We start from the raw sequence: 18672 nt of genomic DNA, 5'->3' as shown, positions 1-18672 counted from the left end.
TAGCCGACTTTCACGCCTTGCGCGACGGTATGAGGAAGCGGTTCTGTTCCAGTCCTTCTAGGGCCGGTGCGTTAATGGGTTTCCCGCTGACACTTTCCGCTCGGCAGTGCTGCGGACCAGCCTGTGATCCGACCAGTGTTTGTTGACGTACCACGCACATCATACCAATAACCCGGTGCTCGACGATGCTCAGGCTTCTTGCATCCGTGACAGCTTTGCTAGCAGTTCAGGCCGGCTACGCCGCAAGCGAGCGCTACACGAGCACGGACATCAGGACGGATATTGTCGGTCGCCGGATATTCCTTGCCGTCCCATTTGGCGGCGAGTTCCCGCTGAATTATCGCAGGAACGGCCGCGTCGACGGCAGCGGCGAGGCCCTCGGTCTCGCCCACCAGACCCGTCACCGAGATCAATCTCATCAAGGGCATAGCCCACGAGGTACCCTTGTCGTGTGCAGCGAAAGCTCCTTTGGGGATTCAGGGCCGTTCATTCTGGGGGCCGGAGTTTTGTCGACCGCACGTGAGGCTGGCTGCGTGACACAGGTTCGATACGACCAAGACACCAGGAGTTTAAAACAAAAACGAGATAGGTATTGCAAAACTAAAAATTGAGCCTATATATTGTTTATCGACCAATGCTTGTGACGTCGTTCCAGAGCGTAATGCTCCCGTTGGATTTCCTCTCAAATAATCGATCTTATCCCGCAAGGCATCGCGGGAACCACAACGATTGCTATGAAAGGAAATCGTTATGAACACTGGTACTGTAAAGTGGTTTAACTCCACCAAAGGCTTCGGCTTCATTCAGCCTGACAATGGAAGCACGGATGTGTTCGTGCACGTGTCTGCCGTCGAGCGCTCTGGCATGCGTTCGCTCTCGGATGGTCAGAAGATAACTTATGACATCGTCCAGGATCGCAAGTCCGGGAAGAACTCTGCCGACAACCTTCAGGCGGCATAATAACGTCATTCGCACCGCTGACCACGGATGTACTGGCAGCAAGGCTGAATGACTGTGAGAGGTCGGGTTCATGCCCGGCCTTTTGTGTTTCCCGCCACAGATTGGCAATTTTAATCTCCGAGGCGTCTGCAAAGACGGGTCCGGTCTCGACCGCTGCAACATTCGGCCCGATCGGCATCGCAGGCGGAAATGACAATAGCCTGCTCAAACGGCGAGGCAGGCATGTGGCAGACGTAGTCGCCGTGGCCTAGGTATCGCTGTCTTTCCGATGGCTCTACCCAACCGAGAGGAGGACACGATGTCTTCCAACGAGTATTCCGGTTACGTTTCACAAAATCTGGCTCGTTCCAATACGTTTGGATATCATGAGCAAGCGACCCTTCGCGCGCTTCTCGAAACCGCGGTTACCCGAAACGCTCAGCGGAACCTGCCCTTGGCGGCGATGAGTGCCTTTCCCGATTTCGGCGTCGGCGGAAAAACCCGCATGAGGACGGTACTACAGGGTAGAACGCTCCTCCCAGTTTAGCAACTTTCCTTCTGGTCAAACGCCGACCCAAATCACTCCAGCTCAAACAGCGCCGACATTTATCGCGCGCCGAAGGATAAGCCCATGGCCAAAGGCCAAACGCGTAGCAACCGCGAAATCCGTAAACCGAAAAAAGACAAGACCGCAACAGTGACACCCGCGCCCTCTGGCTCGCAGGCCAAGCTCACGGGCGGCCACACGGCGAGTGTCAGCAAGAAATAGCTCGGCGCTGTCACGCCAATATCATCGCAAAGGGCGCGATACCGCGCTCATTATTCGAGGACAAAATGACAAGCTACACATGGGGTAATCGCGGTGCGGCTGCCCCCGGCAACTTATTTGCAAGATGATGCTGTCTGGGTTGGTTGCCCCCGATAGGATGGAAATACGGGCTCACGATTGGAACCGGGCCCAAACATCGAATGGAGGCAACCATGGACCAATATATAGGGCTCGACGTTTCATTGAAAGATACTGCGATCTCGATCCGGGAGGACGGGAAGCGGATCTGGCGGGGGAAGCGCGCTTCGGATCCAAAGGTGTTGGCGCAGGTGATCCGCAAGCATGCCCCGAACGCAAAACGCGTCATATTCGAGACGGGGCCGCTGTCGACGTGGTTCTATCACGCACTGACGGCGGAGGGGATCCCGGCTATCTGCATCGAAGCGCGGCACGCGCAAAAGATATTGAACGAGACGCTCAACAAGACAGATGCCAATGATGCAGATGGCTTGGCCCAGCTAGCCGAAGCCGGCTTCTACAAGGCGGTCCGGGTAAAGTCATTTGACAGTATGTTGACGCGCACGCTGGTCGGCGCCCGCAATCAGCTGCTGAACATCTCAACCCAACTTAGCAACCAGGTCCGCGGCCTGATGAAGACGTTCGGCCTTATCATCCCTAAAGGAACGGGTCGGGTGTTTGATGGCAATGTGAGAGAGTTTTTGGCTGGGAATGACGACCTTGCACGGATCATATTGCCCCTGCTTGAGGCGTGGCGCGACATCCGCAAGCGCGCGGCCGATCTTGATCGCCAGTTGCTCGCAGTGGCACGGCGGAGCCAGGCTTCGAAGCTTCTGACGACGATCCCAGGCATTGGAGCCGTTACGGCGGTGTCCTACATCGCAGCGATTGAAGATCCAGACAACTTCCGAACGTCGCGCTCGGTCGGTGCCTGGCTCGGGCTGACAACGCGGCGCTACCAGTCAGGTGAGGTCGACTATAACGGCCATATCTCGCGTAGAGGTGACAACCATCTGCGGGGGCTGTTGTATGAAGCGGCGACAGTGCTTCTTACGAGCGCCAGTGCCAGGACCGAGAGTAGCCTCAAGAGCTGGGGGCTCCAGCTGCGTGAGCGGTTGGGCTTCAAGCGCGCTGCGGTGGCAGTCGCCCGGAAGCTCGCGGTCATCATGCACAGCATGCTCAGGACAGGAGAAGTCTTCAACGCATCGGCTGGCGCCACCGCATAGCAACCGCCAGCTTCCGCCCTCAGCGCGTCAAACCTGATTTGAGGCACTGAGCGTCCCTGCTGCGGACGTCGGTTGGATCATTCCGCTACGAGTGGCTGCAGCTCGTTGAGACTGCGCGCTACACATAGGAAGGCCCTGCCTGCGAAGCCCATTGTGCGGCGACATTTGTCGACCGCGAAGACAACCCTGCTCCCCAGCACCGGATAGCTCCGAAGGACATGGCCGCTGAGCGCCGATCCACCGATCAATTTAATCTGCGTTGCCTACCCGCAACCCGGCAAGGTCGCCGAATGCCTAAAGCACCTTGACGACTGGGATGCGATTAGACAACCACCCAAAAATCAGCAGAAGCGCTGTTTCGTTCACCTGCCGCCGAAGCCGGTTCCAGTGCCGAAAAGCTCTTCAACCTTCGAAAACGGATGCAACTGCGGAAGCGCGAACTGCGCGACAGCGAACGGACCGTCCGAGATGCCGCCCATCGCCCCCGTCATCCTTTCGCAACCGCGAGGGCGCAAATGTGACCCGGTTCGATTATACGGGCGGAGCTGGACTTTACGCCGGCAAGTCGAAACCTGGAATAAGCGGCCCTCGCTATCGGCGGTTCGAGACAGCTGCCGAAGCCCTCCGTTTCGCCGTAGAGGACATGCCAAACAGTCAGCAGCGTGGCTCTATGTTGGAGATTGACGAGGCGCGTTTCGATCCAAACCAGATCCGCGCGCTCTATGACGCGCCAGGCTATCCACTTTCACGCCGGCTCGCCTGATCGGCGACAGGTCTGACGGACTCTTGAGACACCGGCATAAGCTTTGATCTGCGACGCTCAGAGATCCGGGATCACCGTCGCGACCAGGCTGATCCGGTAGGCCGTGGCTTTCCGTGTCCTATGAACTGACAACTGAAAAAAAGGACTACGACATGACCGAATTGCAAGAATTTGCTTCGAGTTCGAATGGAGACAAGTGGTTCTTTGGAAAAGACGCTTCGACCAGCAGGCTTTTCCTGCTCCATCGGGGGAATGCATCCTCTGGCGGCCACGAGACACGTTACGCCGTCGACGCTTTTTTGAACCAGCCGCCGTTCGGTCCCGAGCGTGAGGCGCTGGTCGTGTTCCTGGAGAAGAATAAAAACAGCGAAGATATCGGAATTCGAGAAGATGCTGAGACGCCATCCCTGCGGCTGGCGGAGGAGTACTTGCGTCTCGGCGGGCGTCGGCGAGTGAAAGTCGACGACAACATCGTCAGCACGCGAAAGTGGGACGATGAACCAGCCATGGCATCATCCTTCTGGAAGGAGCATATCGAGCCTCTGGACGAAAAGCAGCGCCGCGAGGTCAAGCTGCATCTCCCATCGATCAGCGACGACTGATCCGAAGGGCACTCGGGTCTTGTAATGAGTCTCGAAGCTCGGCAACGGACAACGCAGAGCCGTGGGCGTTTGGCCGGCTCAGGTCTGATAGAGTGGATTGGTTTGCACTCGCGCCGCGCTGACAAAGAGAGGGCATGCCGAAGTTTTGCATGCGACACCGCACAACTTACAGCTATCGCTTCCCGGTTCAGCTTCCACCATCGTCTCGTGTTGCTGGTGTTACGTCCTCGTGAGGGATTGGAACTCATGCTCTACACTCGCGACATCGCGTTTTCACGGGAGGGCCGTATAGGCTAGGCGACGGAAGTCTTCAGAAATGCAATCGTTTATGCAAAGCCGAGCGCGGTGCGCAACGTCGGCGGTCGGGACGATCGAGGCGTCGGCACGGTGATCAACGGTGCGCTTCGGGCTGCCGGACTGATGCGTTGATGAGCCGGTGCCGCGCGCGGAAGATATGCCTTTGCCCTATCTCAGGGGCAGCGGCCTCGCCATCAGCGTTTAGGGTCCGTTGCTATGCCGATGCTCAACATTCATCATCGTACGACTTACACTTTTCGAGAGAAGGTGTTGCTGTCGCCTCACCGCCTTGTGCTCAGGCCACGTGAATGCCGCGAGCTCAGGCTGCTGAGCCATGAGATTTCCATTTCCCCCGAGGCTGAGCTGAGCTCGTCGCATGACGTATTCGGCAATGCGATTGCCTCAGCGACATTCCAGACTCCCAGCGATAGTTTGGTGGTGGACAGCATGGCGACCGTGGATTTGACCGCGGCTGCATGGCCCGTCTTCGACATTGCGGTGTCGGCAATCAACTATCCTTTTCTGTACACCGAGAGTGATTGGACCGATCTCGGTGCGCTTGCGGTTCAGCAGTACGAAGATATCGCCGGCCGGCTTGCGACATGGGCTCGCGGTTTCGTCGCTGGCACGCCGACCGATACGCTGTCCCTCCTCAAGGATATCAGCCTTGGTATCACCTCCTCTGTTTCTTACCAGAGCCGGGAAGAGGAAGGCACGCAGGCGCCGTTGACCACTCTCGATCGGGGTTGGGGCTCTTGCAGAGACTTTGCCGTACTATTCGTGGAGGCGGTGCGCAGTCTGGGCTTCGGCGCCCGGATCGTCTCAGGCTATCTGTTCAATCCGGACAGTTCACTCACCGGCTCGACGGACTATGGATCGACGCATGCTTGGGCTGAAGTGTTCGTTCCGGGCGCCGGTTGGATTACATTCGATCCCACGAATCGCAGCATGGGCGGCGCCAACCTCATCCCAGTTGCTGTGACCCGCGATATCGCGCAAGCCGTTCCGATTTCAGGAACCTTCGTGGGCGGAACGGACGCCTTCCTATCGATGAACGTAGCCGTAGAAGTCAAAGTAGCGGACCCAGCCGCAGCCGCGCGGCTATAGAATGATCGGACTGAGGTGGCTCAATTGTCACGTTGTGGCGCTTCTTCGATCTTGAAGGGACGAGAACCATCAGCCGCCTTCTCGGTGAACGTCGCCCCTGTTCACCCGCGTGTCTCGAAAACTGGTGCCGGAAGAATGCGGGGCTCAAGACGCCGCCTCTTGCCCTGACCAATATCCCCGTCCACCATGTGACTAAGGATGGACTTATCACAGTAAAGCTCTATCTGTCCCTCATCGTCAGCAAACGAATTCGTAGGCGCTGGCGGCTGAGGGCCAAGAGCTCCCGCCTGCCAATGCAGGACGTGCTCATGGTCGATGACTCCGACGGGACATCTCAGAACATCATCAGCACAGACGGGAACAAGCTGCTTGTTCTTATCGCTGAAGATGAATCCCTCATTCAGGCAACCCTCGAAGATGTCGTGGCGGAAGCGGGCTTCGAGCACTTTTCAGTATCGAGCGCGGATGAGGCTATACGTGCTTTCGAAGAGGACTCTGCTCGCTTTTGCGCCCTAATAACTGACGTGAGGATGCCAGGACGAACAAACGGTTGGGATTTGGCTCGGCGAGCGCGAGAATTGCAGCCCCTCATGCCAGTGATCTACATGACAGGCGACAGCGCCAAGGAATGGGCGGCCCAGGGTGTTCCCAATAGCGTCTTGCTTCAGAAGCCTTTCGTCCATGCTCAGCTCGTCACAGCGTTAACCACTCTGCTGAACGATGCTGCCACAAGCGGTATCGGGTAATAGCCTGTCAGACTGAACTGAAGGGATCGTCTAGGGTGCTTAATCTTTCTGCCAACTTTGCGCCTCCGGACGTGTGATCGTACGAGATCTCAATCCAGACGGACGTAAAACCTTCCGCGCACTTGGATTGCCAGGCGTAAGTGATCAACAAAGGCGCGTCGCCAATTGCGGGACAAGCTGTATCGCTCTCCACTGCTCACCGCCCGTCAACATGCTTAAGGTAGTCGAAGCCTCTGTCGATTACAGCCTCCGAATAAACCGCAAGGCGCCCTGGTCCTATCTTTCGATCTGCTGGTAATCGCATTGCGACGGCTTCTTATCGGGACGCCATCGGAGAAGCTTTGTACCATGCCTGAAGCGGCCTCCGGTCACGTGATCGAAGCGGACTTCGACAACAAGTTCAGGCGCAACAGGCTCCCATTCTGACGAGCGCTTCGTGCTCCATCGGCTTGGGCCACCGGGAGCTTTGCCAGTAAACCCGGATCCTCCTCGTAGCGCCTCCAACCTCTTCGTCAGCGCAGGCTTTTCCGCGTCTGTGATAGTCGATGTGAAGCCGACATGGTCAAGCTCGCCTTTCTTATTGTAAAGGCCGAGCAGCAAAGAGCCGACAAGTTCGCTATCGCTCTGGTATCGGAAGCCCCCCACCACGCAGTCGGCCGTTCGTAGCCGCTTCACCTTGGTCATCGCCCGCTCGCCAGGCATGTATGGTCCGTCTAGTCGCTTGCAAACGACACCATCGGTATCGCCTCCGGAACCCGATAGCCAAAGATTGGCTTCGGCTAGATCGCGTGTGAACGGAGACAAAATCAGGCGGTCCGCGCTTGCTGCGTCCTGCGCAAAGTCCTCAAGCGCCGAGCGACGCTCACGCAAGCTCTGGTCAAGGATCGGCGTGCCCTCTGGGTTCAATAACATGTCAAACGCGACGAGCCTCGCAGGAGTCTCGAGCGAGAGCTTCCTGATGCGACTTTCAGCAGGGTGTAGTCTCGCCTGCAGAGCGTCGAACGACAATTTTCCATCAAGCTCAATTACCAGCTCCCCATCGATCACAAATCGTGAAACGGGTAGGCGAGACAGACATTGGACCACCTCGGGGAAGTACCGGGAAAGCGCCTTCCCCGATTTTGCCCGCAGATCGACGTGGCTGCCGTGTTTGAACGCCAGGCAACGAAAACCATCCCATTTCGGCTCGTATTGCCAACCGCCGCCCGCCGGCAAGCTATCTGCGGACCGCGCTTCCATTGGTTCGATCTCAAGGGAGAGGCCGAAATTGAAACCCTCGGGAGCTGCCTTTGTCACTTCGCTGCCCTTTGCTGGACGCCGTGCCCCAAGCATTACAATGGCGAAGGTTCGGCGGCTTCGGAGCCCGCGCCATTCTCGCTTCTCGGCTCTTTATTTTTATGCGAACGCACCTGCTCTTGCCGCTTCAAGTCCCTCTCAACGGTCTCCCTGCTGCCTTCCGCCGGATCCTGCTCTGGGTGCTTGTCATCGTTCATCATCGCGGTTCTCCTTCACGAAGCAAACCTCATCCGGAACCGAAAGTTCCTTCTCTGTACCGCTTGCGGACAAGGCGACACCGTGACCGCAGTGCTCCCGGTCCGCCTGCGGCCGGCGTCGTAAGCTTCGGTGGCTTGGTACGGAGGCGGACAAACGAAATCTCATCAGAATTGTATGATAGGCTGGGTCTATCGTTCGCATATGTCATGGGCGCGAACGGCTGAGAGATAGCACCTCTTGCCCTAGTCAAGAGAGGCCCTCATGCGATACGCCTCGTTCGAGAACGAGCTATTGGCGCGTCTTCCGGCGGCTGAGCTTGAAGCCATCACCCCATTGCTGGAACACGTCGATCTTCCTAAAGACTTTGTGCTGGCGCAACCGGACAAGCCTATCACGCATATCTACTTCCTGGAGCGAGGTTTAGGCTCGCTTGTCGCGGTGTCCCCGGAAGGGCAAAAGGCTGAGGCGGGGATGTTTGGCTATGATGGCTTCTGCCCGACCCCTCCCTCTGTTCGATCTTCCGTCAGCATGCACGAGGCCGTGATTCAGTCACCTGGATATGGCTACCGGATCAAAGTGGAAGACCTATGGGCCGTGATGGTGAAATCCCCGGTTCTCACCGATATTCTTCATCGCTCCGTCCATAATCTGTCGACGCAAGTGTCTTACACGGCGCTGAGCAATGCGATCCATCATGTGGACGAGCGGTTGAGCCGGTGGCTGCTGATGTGCCATGACAGGCTGCGCCAGGACGAACTTCGCATCACGCATGAGTACATGGCTTTGATGCTTGCCGTTCGCCGCCCCAGCGTCACCACATCCTTGCATATTCTTGAAGGTAATCTGTTCATCCGGTCGGAGCGCGGACGGGTGACGATCAGGAACCGAAAAGCACTGGAGGAATTTGCGCAGGATGCCTATGGGAAGCCGGAAGCCGAGTATGCGCTCCTGTTTCCACCGGTTGCCGGAGCCCAACGGATTGGCGTCAATGGCCAGTGAGCTTCTAAAGCTGGATTGTCGACACGTGAATGAACGATGTCACTCGATCCTTACGACCGACTTCAACGGCAAAACAGCAATCGTCACGTCTTCTTCGTCCATGATTTCGAATTGGGTGCCGTCGACGACTTCTCCTTTGGCCACCTTTTCGGCCATCATTTCTCGAGCAGCTTGTTTTGCCTCCTCGATCGCAAGTTCCGGCGTCTCGAGTTCACTGCCCTCGAGATCCTCTTCCAATCCCTCTTGAGTGCGAAGATGAAAGTAAAAGCGCCGCATGAGGCCTCCTTTTCTACTTGTCACGACCAGCGAACGTGTACTGCCCGCCCTTGGCCAGTGCCCGACGATAGGCAGCGCGCTCGGCAATGACGTTGAGCCAGCGCGTGGTTGCGGTTCGACCGGATCTGAGGCCGCTGCGGGAGCGAACTGCTTTCAGCGGAAAGCTCATCATGATGTCTGCAGCGGTAAAATCCTCTCCCGCAAACCATGGCCTCGCCCGCAGTTCCTGCTCGATGAAGTCTAGGTGCACGTCCAGCATCGGCCTGAGCCGCGTCACCGCTAGTCGGCCCAGGAATGGGATCCTGCGCGCCACCAACATCGCGAAGCACCGGCATGACCGACCCCTCGGCATAATGCATGCATTGACGATGAAGGATGGCTCCCTCCGATGTCGCGGGCTCGCCGAGGCGACCTTCCGCTTTCTTGACAAGATATTCGCAGATTGCGCCTGTCTCGATCAGCAGGGTCCGTCTGCCGTTCAACTCATCTTCCAGCACCGGGGACCTTCCAAGCGGATGGACGTCCTTCAACTCCGGTGGCGCAGCCATCGACTTCTGCCGCTTGTACAGTTGGACGTCATAGGCCAGCCCCAGTTCTTCAAGCAGCCAGAGAACACGGTGGGATCGACTGTTTTCAAGATGATGAACGATCAGCGGCGGACGTGACCGCCTTGCTGGGTGGGTGTTGTCTGTCATCGAAGAAGGCCCTGGCCGCCATCGACCCAGACGGGCGACCCGGTCATGTGGCCGGCGTCGTCGGAGGCAAGAAAGGCTATGACCGATGCCACGTCTCTGCTCCGGCCGGGCTTGCCATCGGTGATCGGCACCTGTCCCTCGGGCCAGACGACGGGGATTGCAGTCTCTTCCTCCTTTCGAAGGTCGGTGTTGGCCCCGATGTTTGTCTCGATCTCGCCCGGGCAGACGGCGTTGATCCTGATATGATGGCGTGCCAGTTCGAGCGCGAGCTGCTGCACCATTGCCACTTGCCCGGCTTTAGTTGCAGTATAGGCGGTCGCGCCCGGCGTCGTGAATGTTCGCGTCCCATTGATCGAGGACACGACGACGATGGCGCCGCCACCGGCTCGCTTTAGATGCGGCACGGTTGTGCGGATCGTGACAAACGTGCCGGTGAGGTTGATTGCGATGGTACGGTTCCATTCCTCCAGCGTCAGATCATCGATCGGCGCCCACACGCCATTGATGCCGGCATTGGCGACAACGACATCAAGTCGGCCGGCTTGTTCAACGAGATCGTCGACGGCCTTTCTCATATCGTTCTCGTCGGAGATGTCAGCCTGCAGCAAGACTGCTTTGCCGCCGCGCGCCCTGATTTCTTCTGTCGTCACGGCGATTTCAACCTCCGTATGGCCAAGGACGCCAACCGTATATCCGCGGGAGGCGAGGAGAACCGCAGCCGCCTTGCCAATGCCCGATCCAGCTCCTGTCACCAGCGCGACTTTCGTCATATCTGTTCTCCAATGAAAGAACACGAGGGGCAAAGCACCGCTATTTGCCGGCTTTTCCCTGAGTTCCGTTTCGTTCTGACCGGCATTGGCGCCGATCGATCAAATCTCTTGCTTCCGCTGGACAGATTGCTTTGCTGTCCTTCGGCTCTGAACCATTTTCCCATGCGTGACCTGATGCGTTGGCTTCGGTCGCAGAGTGGCATTCGGCTTCCGGTTTCCCATTCTCCTGAAAGAGCGCAGTCCGGACCTGCCGGGCTCGCTAGGCAGACATCGTCGAAGTCGGCGAGTGTTCCGAATACCGGATCGATATTCCGGAAGTCAGAGACGTCATATCCACCGTCGAGCAGCGGCGACTCGTAAACGGGGCGAAGCCTTATGGCATCGGTGCCGAGCCAGGTGAGGTAGTCCAAGCGACTGATAATTCCTTCGCCGTCGCCGTCGCCGTCGCAATCCTGGAAAGATCTTGGGAAGATCTGGTAGATCGCGGCCAGTTGCCACCATTCGCTCATTCAGCATCCCCGGTGCATGAGATCAAAGAACGAAGGGCCTTGAAGGCAGTTCCTGTACGAGAACGTACGGTCCGTGACCTATGACTATTCCGGACGGCTGACGGCTTACATGGCTCGCTTCAGATCTTCGGGACCGTGCGGCTTGGAGAGGAGCGACATTCGCGACGCGTCTGTCGTTCTGCATTTTAATCGGAAGACTCCGCATCCAATAGTTCTAAGTTCTAACAAGATGGCGCGGCACTTTGGTTCAGAGCGGGCACTTAATTAAGATTCGCTGGTCCGATTTGGCAGTTAATGCGAAATTCACCGTTTAGAGAAAGATGACCACCGACGCACTCGTCTGTCCAATAGGACGCCGTAGTCTCCATTCCGCTGCCAAACTCGGCCTCTTCGGCGCCCGGAGTACACCAGGGTAGGATCTTCCTGCGCATCCCGTGGAGATGGATATGGCCGAGCATGTTGCTGCGGTTTTCCTGGCCGGCAAACACCACCGTATTGCCATCAGCCGAGGTATGTGGCCGCCCAAGAAATTACTCGGCGGTGGTGTGCAGATGACCCCACTGGCTTAGAAGCAGGTGGACGATATCCAGCCCTTCCAAGCGAGCCTCGAGTTCGGCCCCTTGCGTGCTGACAATGGGTATTGGCACAATTTCGCACGAGATTATTGTCCATGAAACGTAGACAAACCAGATCTTGCCGACACTAATTGTGGTCAGGGAATAATTTTGCGGCGCAGCAACAGAGTCAGGCGACTTAGCGCTGCAATCATCTTGTCGTCGGCAGATGTTTATGGTCCGCCAACCGAAAATCCCAGGACGGCTGCCGTTGGCTTCACAAACGCACGCACCCGTTTACTACTCACGCAAAAAACGGGGTGTATTTATGCTCTTAATGGGATCCGAACCGTCGACCCACCGCCTCAAAGCCCTAACCAGCTGAATATATTGACGACGATCGACGTTGCGCCAACGCTCATTGATGCGGCAGGCCTTCAGGTGCCGGAAGTGATGACCGGGAAATCGATCCGGCCTGTTATCCGCGACCGCCGAGCACAATGGCGGGACGACATCTTCTTCCAGATATCCAAACGGAAACAGGCCGGGCACTTCGAACTCATCGGTGGAAGTACGGCGTGACCGCGGCATACGATAAGGACGAGGCACGCGCCGACGTTTACAAGGAAGCGTATCTTTACGATCTGGACAACGATCCCTACGAAATGGTCAATCTCGTCGGCCTGACGTCCTTCCGCTTCCGCGAGGCGGCTCGCAATCACGTACGAGGCTTCAGGTTCTCGGGGTCGTAGATCGGCTTGTAGCCGACGCTGATGACTTCAACCGGATAGGTCTCGGCGAAATACTCGACATCCAGCTTGCGGCCGACCTGGCAGTATTCCTGCGGGAGGTAGGCGAGCGCGATGTTCTTGCCGACCGTCGGGCCGTAGGCGACCGAGGTCGTGTAGGAGATGCGGCCGAGGCTGTCGACCAAGGTCTTGCCGGTTTCCGGGTCCATGACCGGCATGGAGCCGACGGGGTAGCGCTTGACGCCCTTGCGGTCGGTGTTCTCGGTCATGACAAGCGTGCAGAGCATTGCCGGCTGGTGTTCGCGGGCCTTGTACTCCAAGTGCTTGGCCTTGCCACGGAAATCGGCTTCCTTGACCTTCGGGCGGGCGAGGTCGGCTTCCAGCAGATTGTACTGGGTGAGCAGGTCGCCGTTCTGCAAGCGTAGAGACTTTTCCATGCGGCGCGAGTTGGCGTAGGTCTCGACGCCGAAGGCCATGACGCCGGTGGCGCGTAGCGCGTCCCAGACGGCGAGACCATCCTCGTACTTCATGTGCAGTTCCCAGCCCTGCTCACCGACATAGGAGATGCGGAAGGCGGTGACCGTCTTGCCCGCCGATATTGTCGGTCGCCGGATATTCCTTGCCGTCCCATTTGGCGGCAGTTCCCGCTGAATTATCGCAGGAACGGCCGCGTCGACGGCAGCGGCGAAACCCTCGGTCTTGGCCGCTTCACCAAACCCTTGGATACCGGCAGGTGGTGGATCGAGACCGACCTGCTCTGCCAGAAATTCCGTACACGGTACGACGGCCGGTCCATGTGCTTCGAACTGTACCGCATTGACGACAGGCGGCTGAAGTGGATTCCAACCTCCTGGCCTCGTCTTCGAAGGGGTCGTAGGCGTTAGGATGCAAGATCGGGAGCTTGATGGAGGACATGGTCACCTCGGGACACAGAATACTACATGCTGACGGCTGCCTTGGGGTGAAGTCATCAGCCTTATTCTTGTCGCTCTTGATCAGAAAGAGCCTCCCCCCAATCTTCATGGCCCTGGCGGATACGGATCACGAACATGCTCCCGTCTTCGATGATGCGGTACACCACAAGGTGGGCCACGGATAGATCCTTACAGGAGGAGAAATCTTACTGCGTCGCGCGCCATTCTTGGGTTGGTGGGGATGAGTTCGAGAAAGGCAAAAAGCTCATCGTGATATCGTTTGGTTCTATCCTGTCGACGTCACCTACACATAGAAATCGAGGTCATGAAGCGCGGCGCGCACCTCCAACAGCAACGTCACCAGGGAGGCGGCGAAGAACAGGAGTGCGACTGAGAACATAACCGCCGCCCCGTATTCATGCTTGAGGTTGAGAAGAGAGCTGGCAAAAGCCAATATGACAAGTGCGGTCGTACATATTCCGCTTATCACGGCAAACTCGATCGCCTTATTGAGCAACCTCGCGCGCCGTTTCAATCGTGGAAGAACAACCTGAAGGTGGCTCCGGCTCATGTCGCCCTCTGGAAAGGCGCTCAGAGCATTGCTGCGATCCGCAATCCGGTTCATGCGTGTGATCAGAACCGAGATGAATGCTGCGACCGCACCCAAAAGAAAAGCCGGGGCGGTCGCTTGCGAAATCACGCGAGAGATCTGTTCAGCGGTTGTAACGTCGGTCAGCATCATATCTCCAATCTTGAGCGGACCTTGAACGGTTGATCACGAGATTATCCTCGTCCGCTCAGTCGTGTTGTTCACCTGGCCTGAATGAACGGCGTCGTCACAGACTATCGCCAAGCCACTTACCAAGGACAGAAGGGATGAGGTTGTCATCCAAGCGCAAGCCTGTTGCTACAGCCTACCGATTACAGTTTTTGGCTTCTGCCTGGCTCCCGGTTTCACACCTGCTTTTCGCCATGGGCGGCTTGGATTCACTGCCAGACGCGACAAGCGTTTCGGCATAGTGCCTGTAGTTCTGCCTGGTGTTCTGATCGACGATGGCAATTGGGGCAGAGACGATCAAACCAGCAGCGGTTCCAACGGTCTGTGCAGCGCCGGTCGTAGCCACCACGATATCGTCGCCAAGCCCCAGCCTATTATCGGTCAAGGTTTGTCCGTCTGACAGGCGTTTGCCGATCAGTTGCACGATCTCGGGCGACTCGGCGAACTTTGTGTGGTGAAGGCTGTCGCCCTCCTTGAGCTTGGTCAGATCGATAACGGTGACCTTGTTCGCTTCCAATTCCTCCTGATAAGGTGACTGATCAGGATTGATTGCTCCCAATCGGGGGACGTTGCCCCAGACGCGGCGGGAGAGAGCGAGCGCGCGGTCGTCGCGGGAAACGAAAAGCGTGAAGTGCGGCCGCTGCTTGCCCATGTCGACGATCTGGGAGCCGAAAACGTCGACATCGACATCCGGCGACGCCAACATGACGTTCTTGAACTTGGCTGGAAGGCCTCCGTTGCGAATGGCCATTTGCCGCAAGGATTCCAACGCCAGCCAATTGCCCATCGAGTGGGCCAGGATCGACACTTCCTTCACCTCGGTATCGCGGGCGAGATATTGAAACAGATTCTCTACAGCGTTTCTCGTGTAGTTGGTGCTTTCGCGGTCATAGCCGTAGTCCAGCAGCTTGCCGCGTGATGGCCAAGTCGCGAGCACCGGCACGCTGTGAGCGCCAGAATCATGCACGATCTGCGCGAAACGAAAGACCGCATCGTCAAACTGATTATTGAACCCGTGTATGAAGACCAGAACGCTACCGTCCGAGGTTTTGCGGACGTGGCTGCTCAGCCATTGCTCTGCCGCGTGGCGGTCGACTTTCTCGGCCTTTAGCGTCGCAAAGTCCGTCGCCGGATTTGGCGGCAACCGTCGCGGCCAGGCAACGTCGCCTACTTTTCGAACCTTGGCCGGCGGAATGGATACAGTAATATCAGCATAGTTCGCCGCACGAGCACGCTCGCCGCTGAACATCTCGCCTGGACTATTTGATTTCGCACGGGTCGTGGCAACAAGCATCTCGACCTGACTTGCAGAAGCATTGGCTGCTACGGGCTGGAGCACACCGGTGGGGCGGCTGGTGCAGGCGCAGAGCAATGGCAGGATCATCGCTGCGCAAAAAAAGCCGCGCGAGTATCGAGCGACGCTGCCGGAGCCCTGGAGAAAATTAGCCAAACCCAATCCCCCACATGTGGCTAAGTACCAAAAATGAACGACCAATCCCAGGATAGGCCTGTTGGACGACGTTGTATTCGAACCGTCGTTCTCGAAATCAAACCGATTATATCCGACCAGAGCTGAAAGCCTCTCCTAGGGTGCAGCAACGTCCCAGTCGACAGTGACCGTGCGCGCCATATCGGCGGCAAAAGCGACGCTGTTGATCAACAGCGTCGCACTCAAAGACATCGTGCAGAATTTCAGGCGCATTGAAGTCTCGGGCCCCTAGTAGCAGGGAGGATAGGGATAGAAGCCACAGGCGGGCCGGCCGTACGCAGCAGCCGCTCCCGCTGCTGCTCCGGCATACCATGCTCCCCGAAATGCAGTGCGGCGTGCCACACCTGCGAAGGACATCGGGGTTCGCGGCATGCCAATGATGTCGATAAAGATCGATGCCGGGCCATCGGCGTTGGAAAGAGCGCCCTCCAGCACATCCACCTTGAATGACAGGTTCGTGCCTTCGAGCTTCGGTTCCTTCAGCACGACGACAGCGTCTTCGACGCCTGACGCATCCCTGTCGAGCACCGAGATGGTAGCGTTCGGTGGATCCTTTTCAAAGCTGCCGCCCTGTGCCCACTCTTCCAGCAGGTGTTTGGTCAATGCATGGCCGGCGGAGCGAACCGGCCGATCGGCGAACAGGATCGAGTTGCCGGAAATGCTCGTCAGGGTGAGAGTATCGCCCTTCAATGTCGCACCGCCGGAATTCATCACGATCAGCGAGGGAACCAGTTCGGTTTTCTGATTACTTGGCGCGCCGATGGACTTCGCAGCAGGAGCCGAAATCGCGTCCCGTGTAAGCCCGGCGCCGGCGTATAGGGCAAAGCCCGCCAAGGCCGCAATCGTCAATGCAGTTCTTTTGAAGGTCATGGGTGTTTTTCCTTCGGATGGTGAGAACGATACGGCCCGTCGTCACGGTTGGACGACGGGCCGGACGCACTAGCTGCGCACCTCAACGGGTGGGATCGTCCAGGTCGCATCGATGATCGAAGGGTCGTTCTCGTTCGGCCAATACATTCTGAGCATCAGGAGGAACTTACCGGCCGGTGCAGGTAGCCAGTTCGACTCCTTGTCTTCACCCGGAGACTCGTGCTGGAGTAAAAGGTCCAACGACCCATCGGCGTTGTACTTCAGGTCCTGTCGGGGGCTGATGGAGTAGCGATTGATGGGGTTTGCGACGAAGAAGTAGTTCTCGTCATACATGGTGATCGACCAGAAGCCGGAGACCGGTGGCGCTTTGCCCTTGTCAAAGTGGATGACGTAATTCTTCCCGCCGTCATAGGCCCGATCGTGGGCGTCCTTTTGAGACGTCGGATAGACCGCGTCCTGCGGACGATTGGCACCGAGACCAATGGCCGTGATGAGAGCCCGCATGAGATAGTCGGTGCCGTAGAGCCCGGTCTTGGTCGTAAATGCCCAGCCGTTGATATTCTTGACCTGGCTGTTGATCTTGAACTGCAGCATGATCCGATCGAACCCGACCGTCGGGATCCGGTTCTGGAAGTCAGCCTTTAGCTTGCTGGCGTCAAAATCCTTCCCCGCGACCAATCCTATGCGCTCAAACCGTTCCAGTGCGGGCGCATCTGCGTCTGATGGTGGGTTGGTCTTCATGAGCTCCGCTAGCAGCGTGAAATACTCGACCGCTGTCAGACGGTTCACCTGGTCGCGCACCGCCGTTTTCATGTCGATCGATGGATCGACCCTGCCGGCAGGCGGCGTGTAGTCTTTGCCATAGGCGCTGAGCGGGACCAGCTTGAACTCGTCCTGCAGCTTGTGGACCTCGGCGTAGTCCTCGGGGGTTCCTGTGCAGTAAATTCGGCCGAGCAGCCAGACGATGTTGGTCGGGGACTCATATTTCGTGACGCCGTCGGGAAGCTTGCCACTCCAGCCCGGGGCCGTGATTGCATATGTCTGCGTGCCCGTCCCCGTCGTCCGCTTGCCCGGCACCTGAAAGACGTTTGTCCAGCCATCGAGCATCGGCAGCAGGAAATACCGGTCTTTCATGTCGGGCACGCTGAGCACGTAGGGCTCCTTGCCGACATCAAGCCAGGCGGTCGTGTAGAGCGTATCTGCGTTCGGCGCGGTGACATCCTTGAAGGACGAATCCGGATACTGCCGCAGCTTGATGATATGTGCCATTGGGCCGCGGGTGCCTTTGAGTTCCGCCACGTTGGTCATGATGCGGCGTGTCATCTCCATGGTCACCAACGGATAGCCATAGATGTAAGCATCGGTGGCAATCCAGAAATCCTCAAGGTCCGCACCGAGCTGCAATCCTCCTTCGCCGAATTCGGCATAGGCAGGAGAGATTGCGGTTCCAGCGAGAAGGCTGAGGCCAGCCAAAGTCAGGGTTCGACGGGTGATATTCATCATGAGCTCCTTCCAGACAGTGCTACTTGAGCAATCCGACGTTGATCAGCTGGACCCTCCGATTTGCGGCGGCCTTCGGATCGGCGACGTTCAATGGCATTTCCTCACCGACCCCAACCGCGAACAGCCGGTCGGGTGCGACGGCGAATGTCGTACTCAAAGCGTCCCGGATCGCATCGGCGCGGGCCGCGCTGAGTTTGAGATTGTCGTTCGCATCGCCGGTCGAATCGGTGTGACCGACGATCAGAATCTTGTGGCCGAGCAATCTCGGATCATGGAGCGCATCAGCGATCACGCCGACATTTCGATACGACTCCGGTGCGATCGCCACCGAGTTGACTTCAAACTCGATATCAACGTTGATCTGCGGCATCGCCGCGAGCCGGGACCACGTCGGCAGCGCATCGCTTCCCTTGCCGACATTTGCAGCGACTTCCTCGACAAGGAGCGCCACGTCGATCGATGGCGCTCTCTCGGCGACTTGACCAAGGGTCGCGATCAGCTGCCGGTTGGTGAACGTTTCAGCGTTCGCAGCACTCGCCGCGACCATCCCAACCAGTGTGAGCATGAACCGAAATTCTGAAATCCGCATTGCCCATCCCACCCAA

22 protein-coding genes and 4 pseudogenes are annotated in these 18672 nt (G+C 57.7%); 12 read left to right on the top strand and 14 right to left on the bottom strand.

All coding sequences use genetic code 11. The features are described from left to right. Positions 1 to 218: 218 nt before the first annotated feature. Positions 219 to 419, bottom strand: a complete 201-nt coding sequence (locus JNB88_RS17880; RefSeq protein ID WP_220356606.1) for a hypothetical protein — start codon at positions 417 to 419, stop codon at positions 219 to 221. A gap of 331 nt (positions 420 to 750) precedes the next feature. On the opposite strand from JNB88_RS17880, the gene JNB88_RS17875 reads away from it, so the two are divergent. The 8 genes from JNB88_RS17875 (at position 751) to JNB88_RS17840 (ending at position 6467) form a co-directional block, all read left to right on the top strand. Further along, complete coding sequence (locus JNB88_RS17875) at positions 751 to 960, top strand: cold-shock protein (RefSeq protein ID WP_112343857.1); 210 nt, start codon at positions 751 to 753, stop codon at positions 958 to 960. A gap of 298 nt (positions 961 to 1258) precedes the next feature. Then, positions 1259 to 1486: a hypothetical protein gene (locus JNB88_RS17870; RefSeq protein ID WP_220356605.1), complete on the top strand. Its 228-nt coding sequence runs from the start codon at positions 1259 to 1261 to the stop codon at positions 1484 to 1486. Between the two features lie 84 nt (positions 1487 to 1570). After that, positions 1571 to 1708, top strand: a complete 138-nt coding sequence (locus JNB88_RS17865; RefSeq protein ID WP_220356604.1) for a hypothetical protein — start codon at positions 1571 to 1573, stop codon at positions 1706 to 1708. A gap of 212 nt (positions 1709 to 1920) precedes the next feature. After that, entirely contained in the window at positions 1921 to 2952 is a 1032-nt protein-coding gene (locus JNB88_RS17860) for an IS110 family RNA-guided transposase (RefSeq protein ID WP_220356603.1), read from the top strand. Positions 2953 to 3469: 517 nt separating this feature from the next. Further along, positions 3470 to 3715 (top strand): hypothetical protein, encoded by a 246-nt coding sequence (locus tag JNB88_RS17855; RefSeq protein WP_220356602.1) that lies wholly within the window; start codon positions 3470 to 3472, stop codon positions 3713 to 3715. Between the two features lie 152 nt (positions 3716 to 3867). Continuing rightward, positions 3868 to 4317, top strand: coding sequence for a hypothetical protein (locus JNB88_RS33650; RefSeq protein ID WP_223217237.1), 450 nt, complete (start codon positions 3868 to 3870; stop codon positions 4315 to 4317). Between the two features lie 513 nt (positions 4318 to 4830). Then, the gene (locus tag JNB88_RS17845) at positions 4831 to 5721 is read left to right on the top strand and encodes a transglutaminase family protein (protein WP_220356601.1); all 891 of its coding nucleotides are present in this window, start codon (positions 4831 to 4833) and stop codon (positions 5719 to 5721) included. Between the two features lie 308 nt (positions 5722 to 6029). Then, positions 6030 to 6467 carry a response regulator gene (locus JNB88_RS17840; protein ID WP_223217236.1) on the top strand — a complete coding sequence of 146 codons (438 nt, stop codon included), beginning with the start codon at positions 6030 to 6032 and terminating at the stop codon, positions 6465 to 6467. A 276-nt stretch (positions 6468 to 6743) separates the two neighbouring features. Here the strand turns inward: JNB88_RS17840 and JNB88_RS17835 are convergent, their stop codons facing one another. Further along, on the bottom strand, positions 6744 to 7799 hold the full coding sequence (locus tag JNB88_RS17835; RefSeq protein WP_220356599.1) for an ATP-dependent DNA ligase: 1056 nt from the start codon (positions 7797 to 7799) through the stop codon (positions 6744 to 6746). Then, on the bottom strand, positions 7799 to 7963 hold the full coding sequence (locus tag JNB88_RS17830) for a hypothetical protein (RefSeq protein WP_220356598.1): 165 nt from the start codon (positions 7961 to 7963) through the stop codon (positions 7799 to 7801). The genes JNB88_RS17835 and JNB88_RS17830 overlap by 1 nt, the downstream gene beginning before the upstream one ends. 289 nt (positions 7964 to 8252) lie before the next feature. Here JNB88_RS17830 and JNB88_RS17825 point away from each other — a divergent pair, with 289 nt between their 5' ends. Continuing rightward, positions 8253 to 8960, top strand: coding sequence for a Crp/Fnr family transcriptional regulator (locus tag JNB88_RS17825; protein WP_338111007.1), 708 nt, complete (start codon positions 8253 to 8255; stop codon positions 8958 to 8960). Positions 8961 to 8999: 39 nt separating this feature from the next. Here JNB88_RS17825 and JNB88_RS17820 read toward each other — a convergent pair whose 3' ends face one another. The 4 genes and pseudogenes from JNB88_RS17820 to JNB88_RS33645 all read right to left on the bottom strand — a co-directional run. Further along, entirely contained in the window at positions 9000 to 9236 is a 237-nt protein-coding gene (locus tag JNB88_RS17820) for a DUF6894 family protein (RefSeq protein ID WP_220356596.1), read from the bottom strand. Between the two features lie 13 nt (positions 9237 to 9249). Further along, a pseudogene (locus tag JNB88_RS17815) lies at positions 9250 to 9931 on the bottom strand (glutathione S-transferase family protein). Continuing rightward, entirely contained in the window at positions 9928 to 10701 is a 774-nt protein-coding gene (locus JNB88_RS17810; RefSeq protein ID WP_220356595.1) for an SDR family oxidoreductase, read from the bottom strand. The pseudogene JNB88_RS17815 and the gene JNB88_RS17810 overlap by 4 nt, the downstream one beginning before the upstream one ends. 272 nt (positions 10702 to 10973) lie before the next feature. Continuing rightward, positions 10974 to 11210 (bottom strand): annotated as a pseudogene (locus JNB88_RS33645) (alpha-amylase family glycosyl hydrolase); the annotation flags it as partial. 446 nt (positions 11211 to 11656) lie between these two features. Here JNB88_RS33645 and JNB88_RS34160 point away from each other — a divergent pair. The 3 genes from JNB88_RS34160 (at position 11657) to JNB88_RS17795 (ending at position 12516) form a co-directional block, all read left to right on the top strand. After that, complete coding sequence (locus JNB88_RS34160; protein ID WP_262928077.1) at positions 11657 to 11779, top strand: hypothetical protein; 123 nt, start codon at positions 11657 to 11659, stop codon at positions 11777 to 11779. Between the two features lie 375 nt (positions 11780 to 12154). Beyond that, on the top strand, positions 12155 to 12346 hold the full coding sequence (locus tag JNB88_RS17800) for a sulfatase/phosphatase domain-containing protein (protein WP_220356593.1): 192 nt from the start codon (positions 12155 to 12157) through the stop codon (positions 12344 to 12346). Continuing rightward, positions 12343 to 12516, top strand: coding sequence for a hypothetical protein (locus JNB88_RS17795; protein WP_220356592.1), 174 nt, complete (start codon positions 12343 to 12345; stop codon positions 12514 to 12516). The genes JNB88_RS17800 and JNB88_RS17795 overlap by 4 nt, the downstream gene beginning before the upstream one ends. Here the strand turns inward: JNB88_RS17795 and JNB88_RS17790 are convergent. From JNB88_RS17790 to JNB88_RS17765, 7 genes and pseudogenes are all read right to left on the bottom strand, one after another. Next, positions 12483 to 13112: pseudogene (locus JNB88_RS17790) on the bottom strand (glycine cleavage T C-terminal barrel domain-containing protein); the annotation flags it as partial. The gene JNB88_RS17795 and the pseudogene JNB88_RS17790 overlap by 34 nt on opposite strands. Before the next feature lie 377 nt (positions 13113 to 13489). Then, positions 13490 to 13715 (bottom strand): annotated as a pseudogene (locus tag JNB88_RS33640) (type II toxin-antitoxin system RelE/ParE family toxin); the annotation flags it as partial. Positions 13716 to 13731: 16 nt separating this feature from the next. Then, the gene (locus tag JNB88_RS17785; RefSeq protein WP_220356591.1) at positions 13732 to 14166 is read right to left on the bottom strand and encodes a DUF2721 domain-containing protein; all 435 of its coding nucleotides are present in this window, start codon (positions 14164 to 14166) and stop codon (positions 13732 to 13734) included. A gap of 175 nt (positions 14167 to 14341) precedes the next feature. Beyond that, positions 14342 to 15589, bottom strand: a complete 1248-nt coding sequence (locus JNB88_RS17780; protein ID WP_220356796.1) for an alpha/beta hydrolase — start codon at positions 15587 to 15589, stop codon at positions 14342 to 14344. Between the two features lie 333 nt (positions 15590 to 15922). Next, positions 15923 to 16564 (bottom strand): hypothetical protein, encoded by a 642-nt coding sequence (locus JNB88_RS17775; protein WP_220356590.1) that lies wholly within the window; start codon positions 16562 to 16564, stop codon positions 15923 to 15925. A gap of 69 nt (positions 16565 to 16633) precedes the next feature. Next, positions 16634 to 18064 carry a DUF1254 domain-containing protein gene (locus JNB88_RS17770; RefSeq protein ID WP_220356795.1) on the bottom strand — a complete coding sequence of 477 codons (1431 nt, stop codon included), beginning with the start codon at positions 18062 to 18064 and terminating at the stop codon, positions 16634 to 16636. 22 nt (positions 18065 to 18086) lie between these two features. After that, positions 18087 to 18656 carry an OmpA family protein gene (locus JNB88_RS17765; RefSeq protein ID WP_220356589.1) on the bottom strand — a complete coding sequence of 190 codons (570 nt, stop codon included), beginning with the start codon at positions 18654 to 18656 and terminating at the stop codon, positions 18087 to 18089. Between the last annotated feature and the right edge of the window lie 16 nt (positions 18657 to 18672).

Source organism: Rhizobium cauense, from assembly GCF_019511525.1.
Classification (GTDB): Bacteria; Pseudomonadota; Alphaproteobacteria; order Rhizobiales; family Rhizobiaceae; genus Rhizobium; species Rhizobium cauense.
Note: the sequence above shows the minus strand (reverse complement) of the source record. Positions and strands in the feature narration are given on the sequence as shown.

Excerpts from the sequence above, each read along its gene's own strand:
- JNB88_RS17880 (WP_220356606.1), bottom strand. The coding sequence starts at position 419 with ATGAGATTGATCTCGGTGACGGGTCTGGTGGGCGAGACCGAGGGCCTC.
- JNB88_RS17875 (WP_112343857.1), top strand. The coding sequence starts at position 751 with ATGAACACTGGTACTGTAAAGTGGTTTAACTCCACCAAAGGCTTCGGC.
- JNB88_RS17870 (WP_220356605.1), top strand. The coding sequence starts at position 1,259 with ATGTCTTCCAACGAGTATTCCGGTTACGTTTCACAAAATCTGGCTCGT.
- JNB88_RS17865 (WP_220356604.1), top strand. The coding sequence starts at position 1,571 with ATGGCCAAAGGCCAAACGCGTAGCAACCGCGAAATCCGTAAACCGAAA.
- JNB88_RS17860 (WP_220356603.1), top strand. The coding sequence starts at position 1,921 with ATGGACCAATATATAGGGCTCGACGTTTCATTGAAAGATACTGCGATC.
- JNB88_RS33650 (WP_223217237.1), top strand. The coding sequence starts at position 3,868 with ATGACCGAATTGCAAGAATTTGCTTCGAGTTCGAATGGAGACAAGTGG.
- JNB88_RS17845 (WP_220356601.1), top strand. The coding sequence starts at position 4,831 with ATGCCGATGCTCAACATTCATCATCGTACGACTTACACTTTTCGAGAG.
- JNB88_RS17840 (WP_223217236.1), top strand. The coding sequence starts at position 6,030 with ATGGTCGATGACTCCGACGGGACATCTCAGAACATCATCAGCACAGAC.
- JNB88_RS17835 (WP_220356599.1), bottom strand. The coding sequence starts at position 7,799 with ATGCTTGGGGCACGGCGTCCAGCAAAGGGCAGCGAAGTGACAAAGGCA.
- JNB88_RS17830 (WP_220356598.1), bottom strand. The coding sequence starts at position 7,963 with ATGATGAACGATGACAAGCACCCAGAGCAGGATCCGGCGGAAGGCAGC.
- JNB88_RS17820 (WP_220356596.1), bottom strand. The coding sequence starts at position 9,236 with ATGCGGCGCTTTTACTTTCATCTTCGCACTCAAGAGGGATTGGAAGAG.
- JNB88_RS17810 (WP_220356595.1), bottom strand. The coding sequence starts at position 10,701 with ATGACGAAAGTCGCGCTGGTGACAGGAGCTGGATCGGGCATTGGCAAG.
- JNB88_RS34160 (WP_262928077.1), top strand. The coding sequence starts at position 11,657 with ATGGCCGAGCATGTTGCTGCGGTTTTCCTGGCCGGCAAACACCACCGT.
- JNB88_RS17785 (WP_220356591.1), bottom strand. The coding sequence starts at position 14,166 with ATGCTGACCGACGTTACAACCGCTGAACAGATCTCTCGCGTGATTTCG.
- JNB88_RS17780 (WP_220356796.1), bottom strand. The coding sequence starts at position 15,589 with ATGATCCTGCCATTGCTCTGCGCCTGCACCAGCCGCCCCACCGGTGTG.
- JNB88_RS17775 (WP_220356590.1), bottom strand. The coding sequence starts at position 16,564 with ATGACCTTCAAAAGAACTGCATTGACGATTGCGGCCTTGGCGGGCTTT.
- JNB88_RS17770 (WP_220356795.1), bottom strand. The coding sequence starts at position 18,064 with ATGAATATCACCCGTCGAACCCTGACTTTGGCTGGCCTCAGCCTTCTC.
- JNB88_RS17765 (WP_220356589.1), bottom strand. The coding sequence starts at position 18,656 with ATGCGGATTTCAGAATTTCGGTTCATGCTCACACTGGTTGGGATGGTC.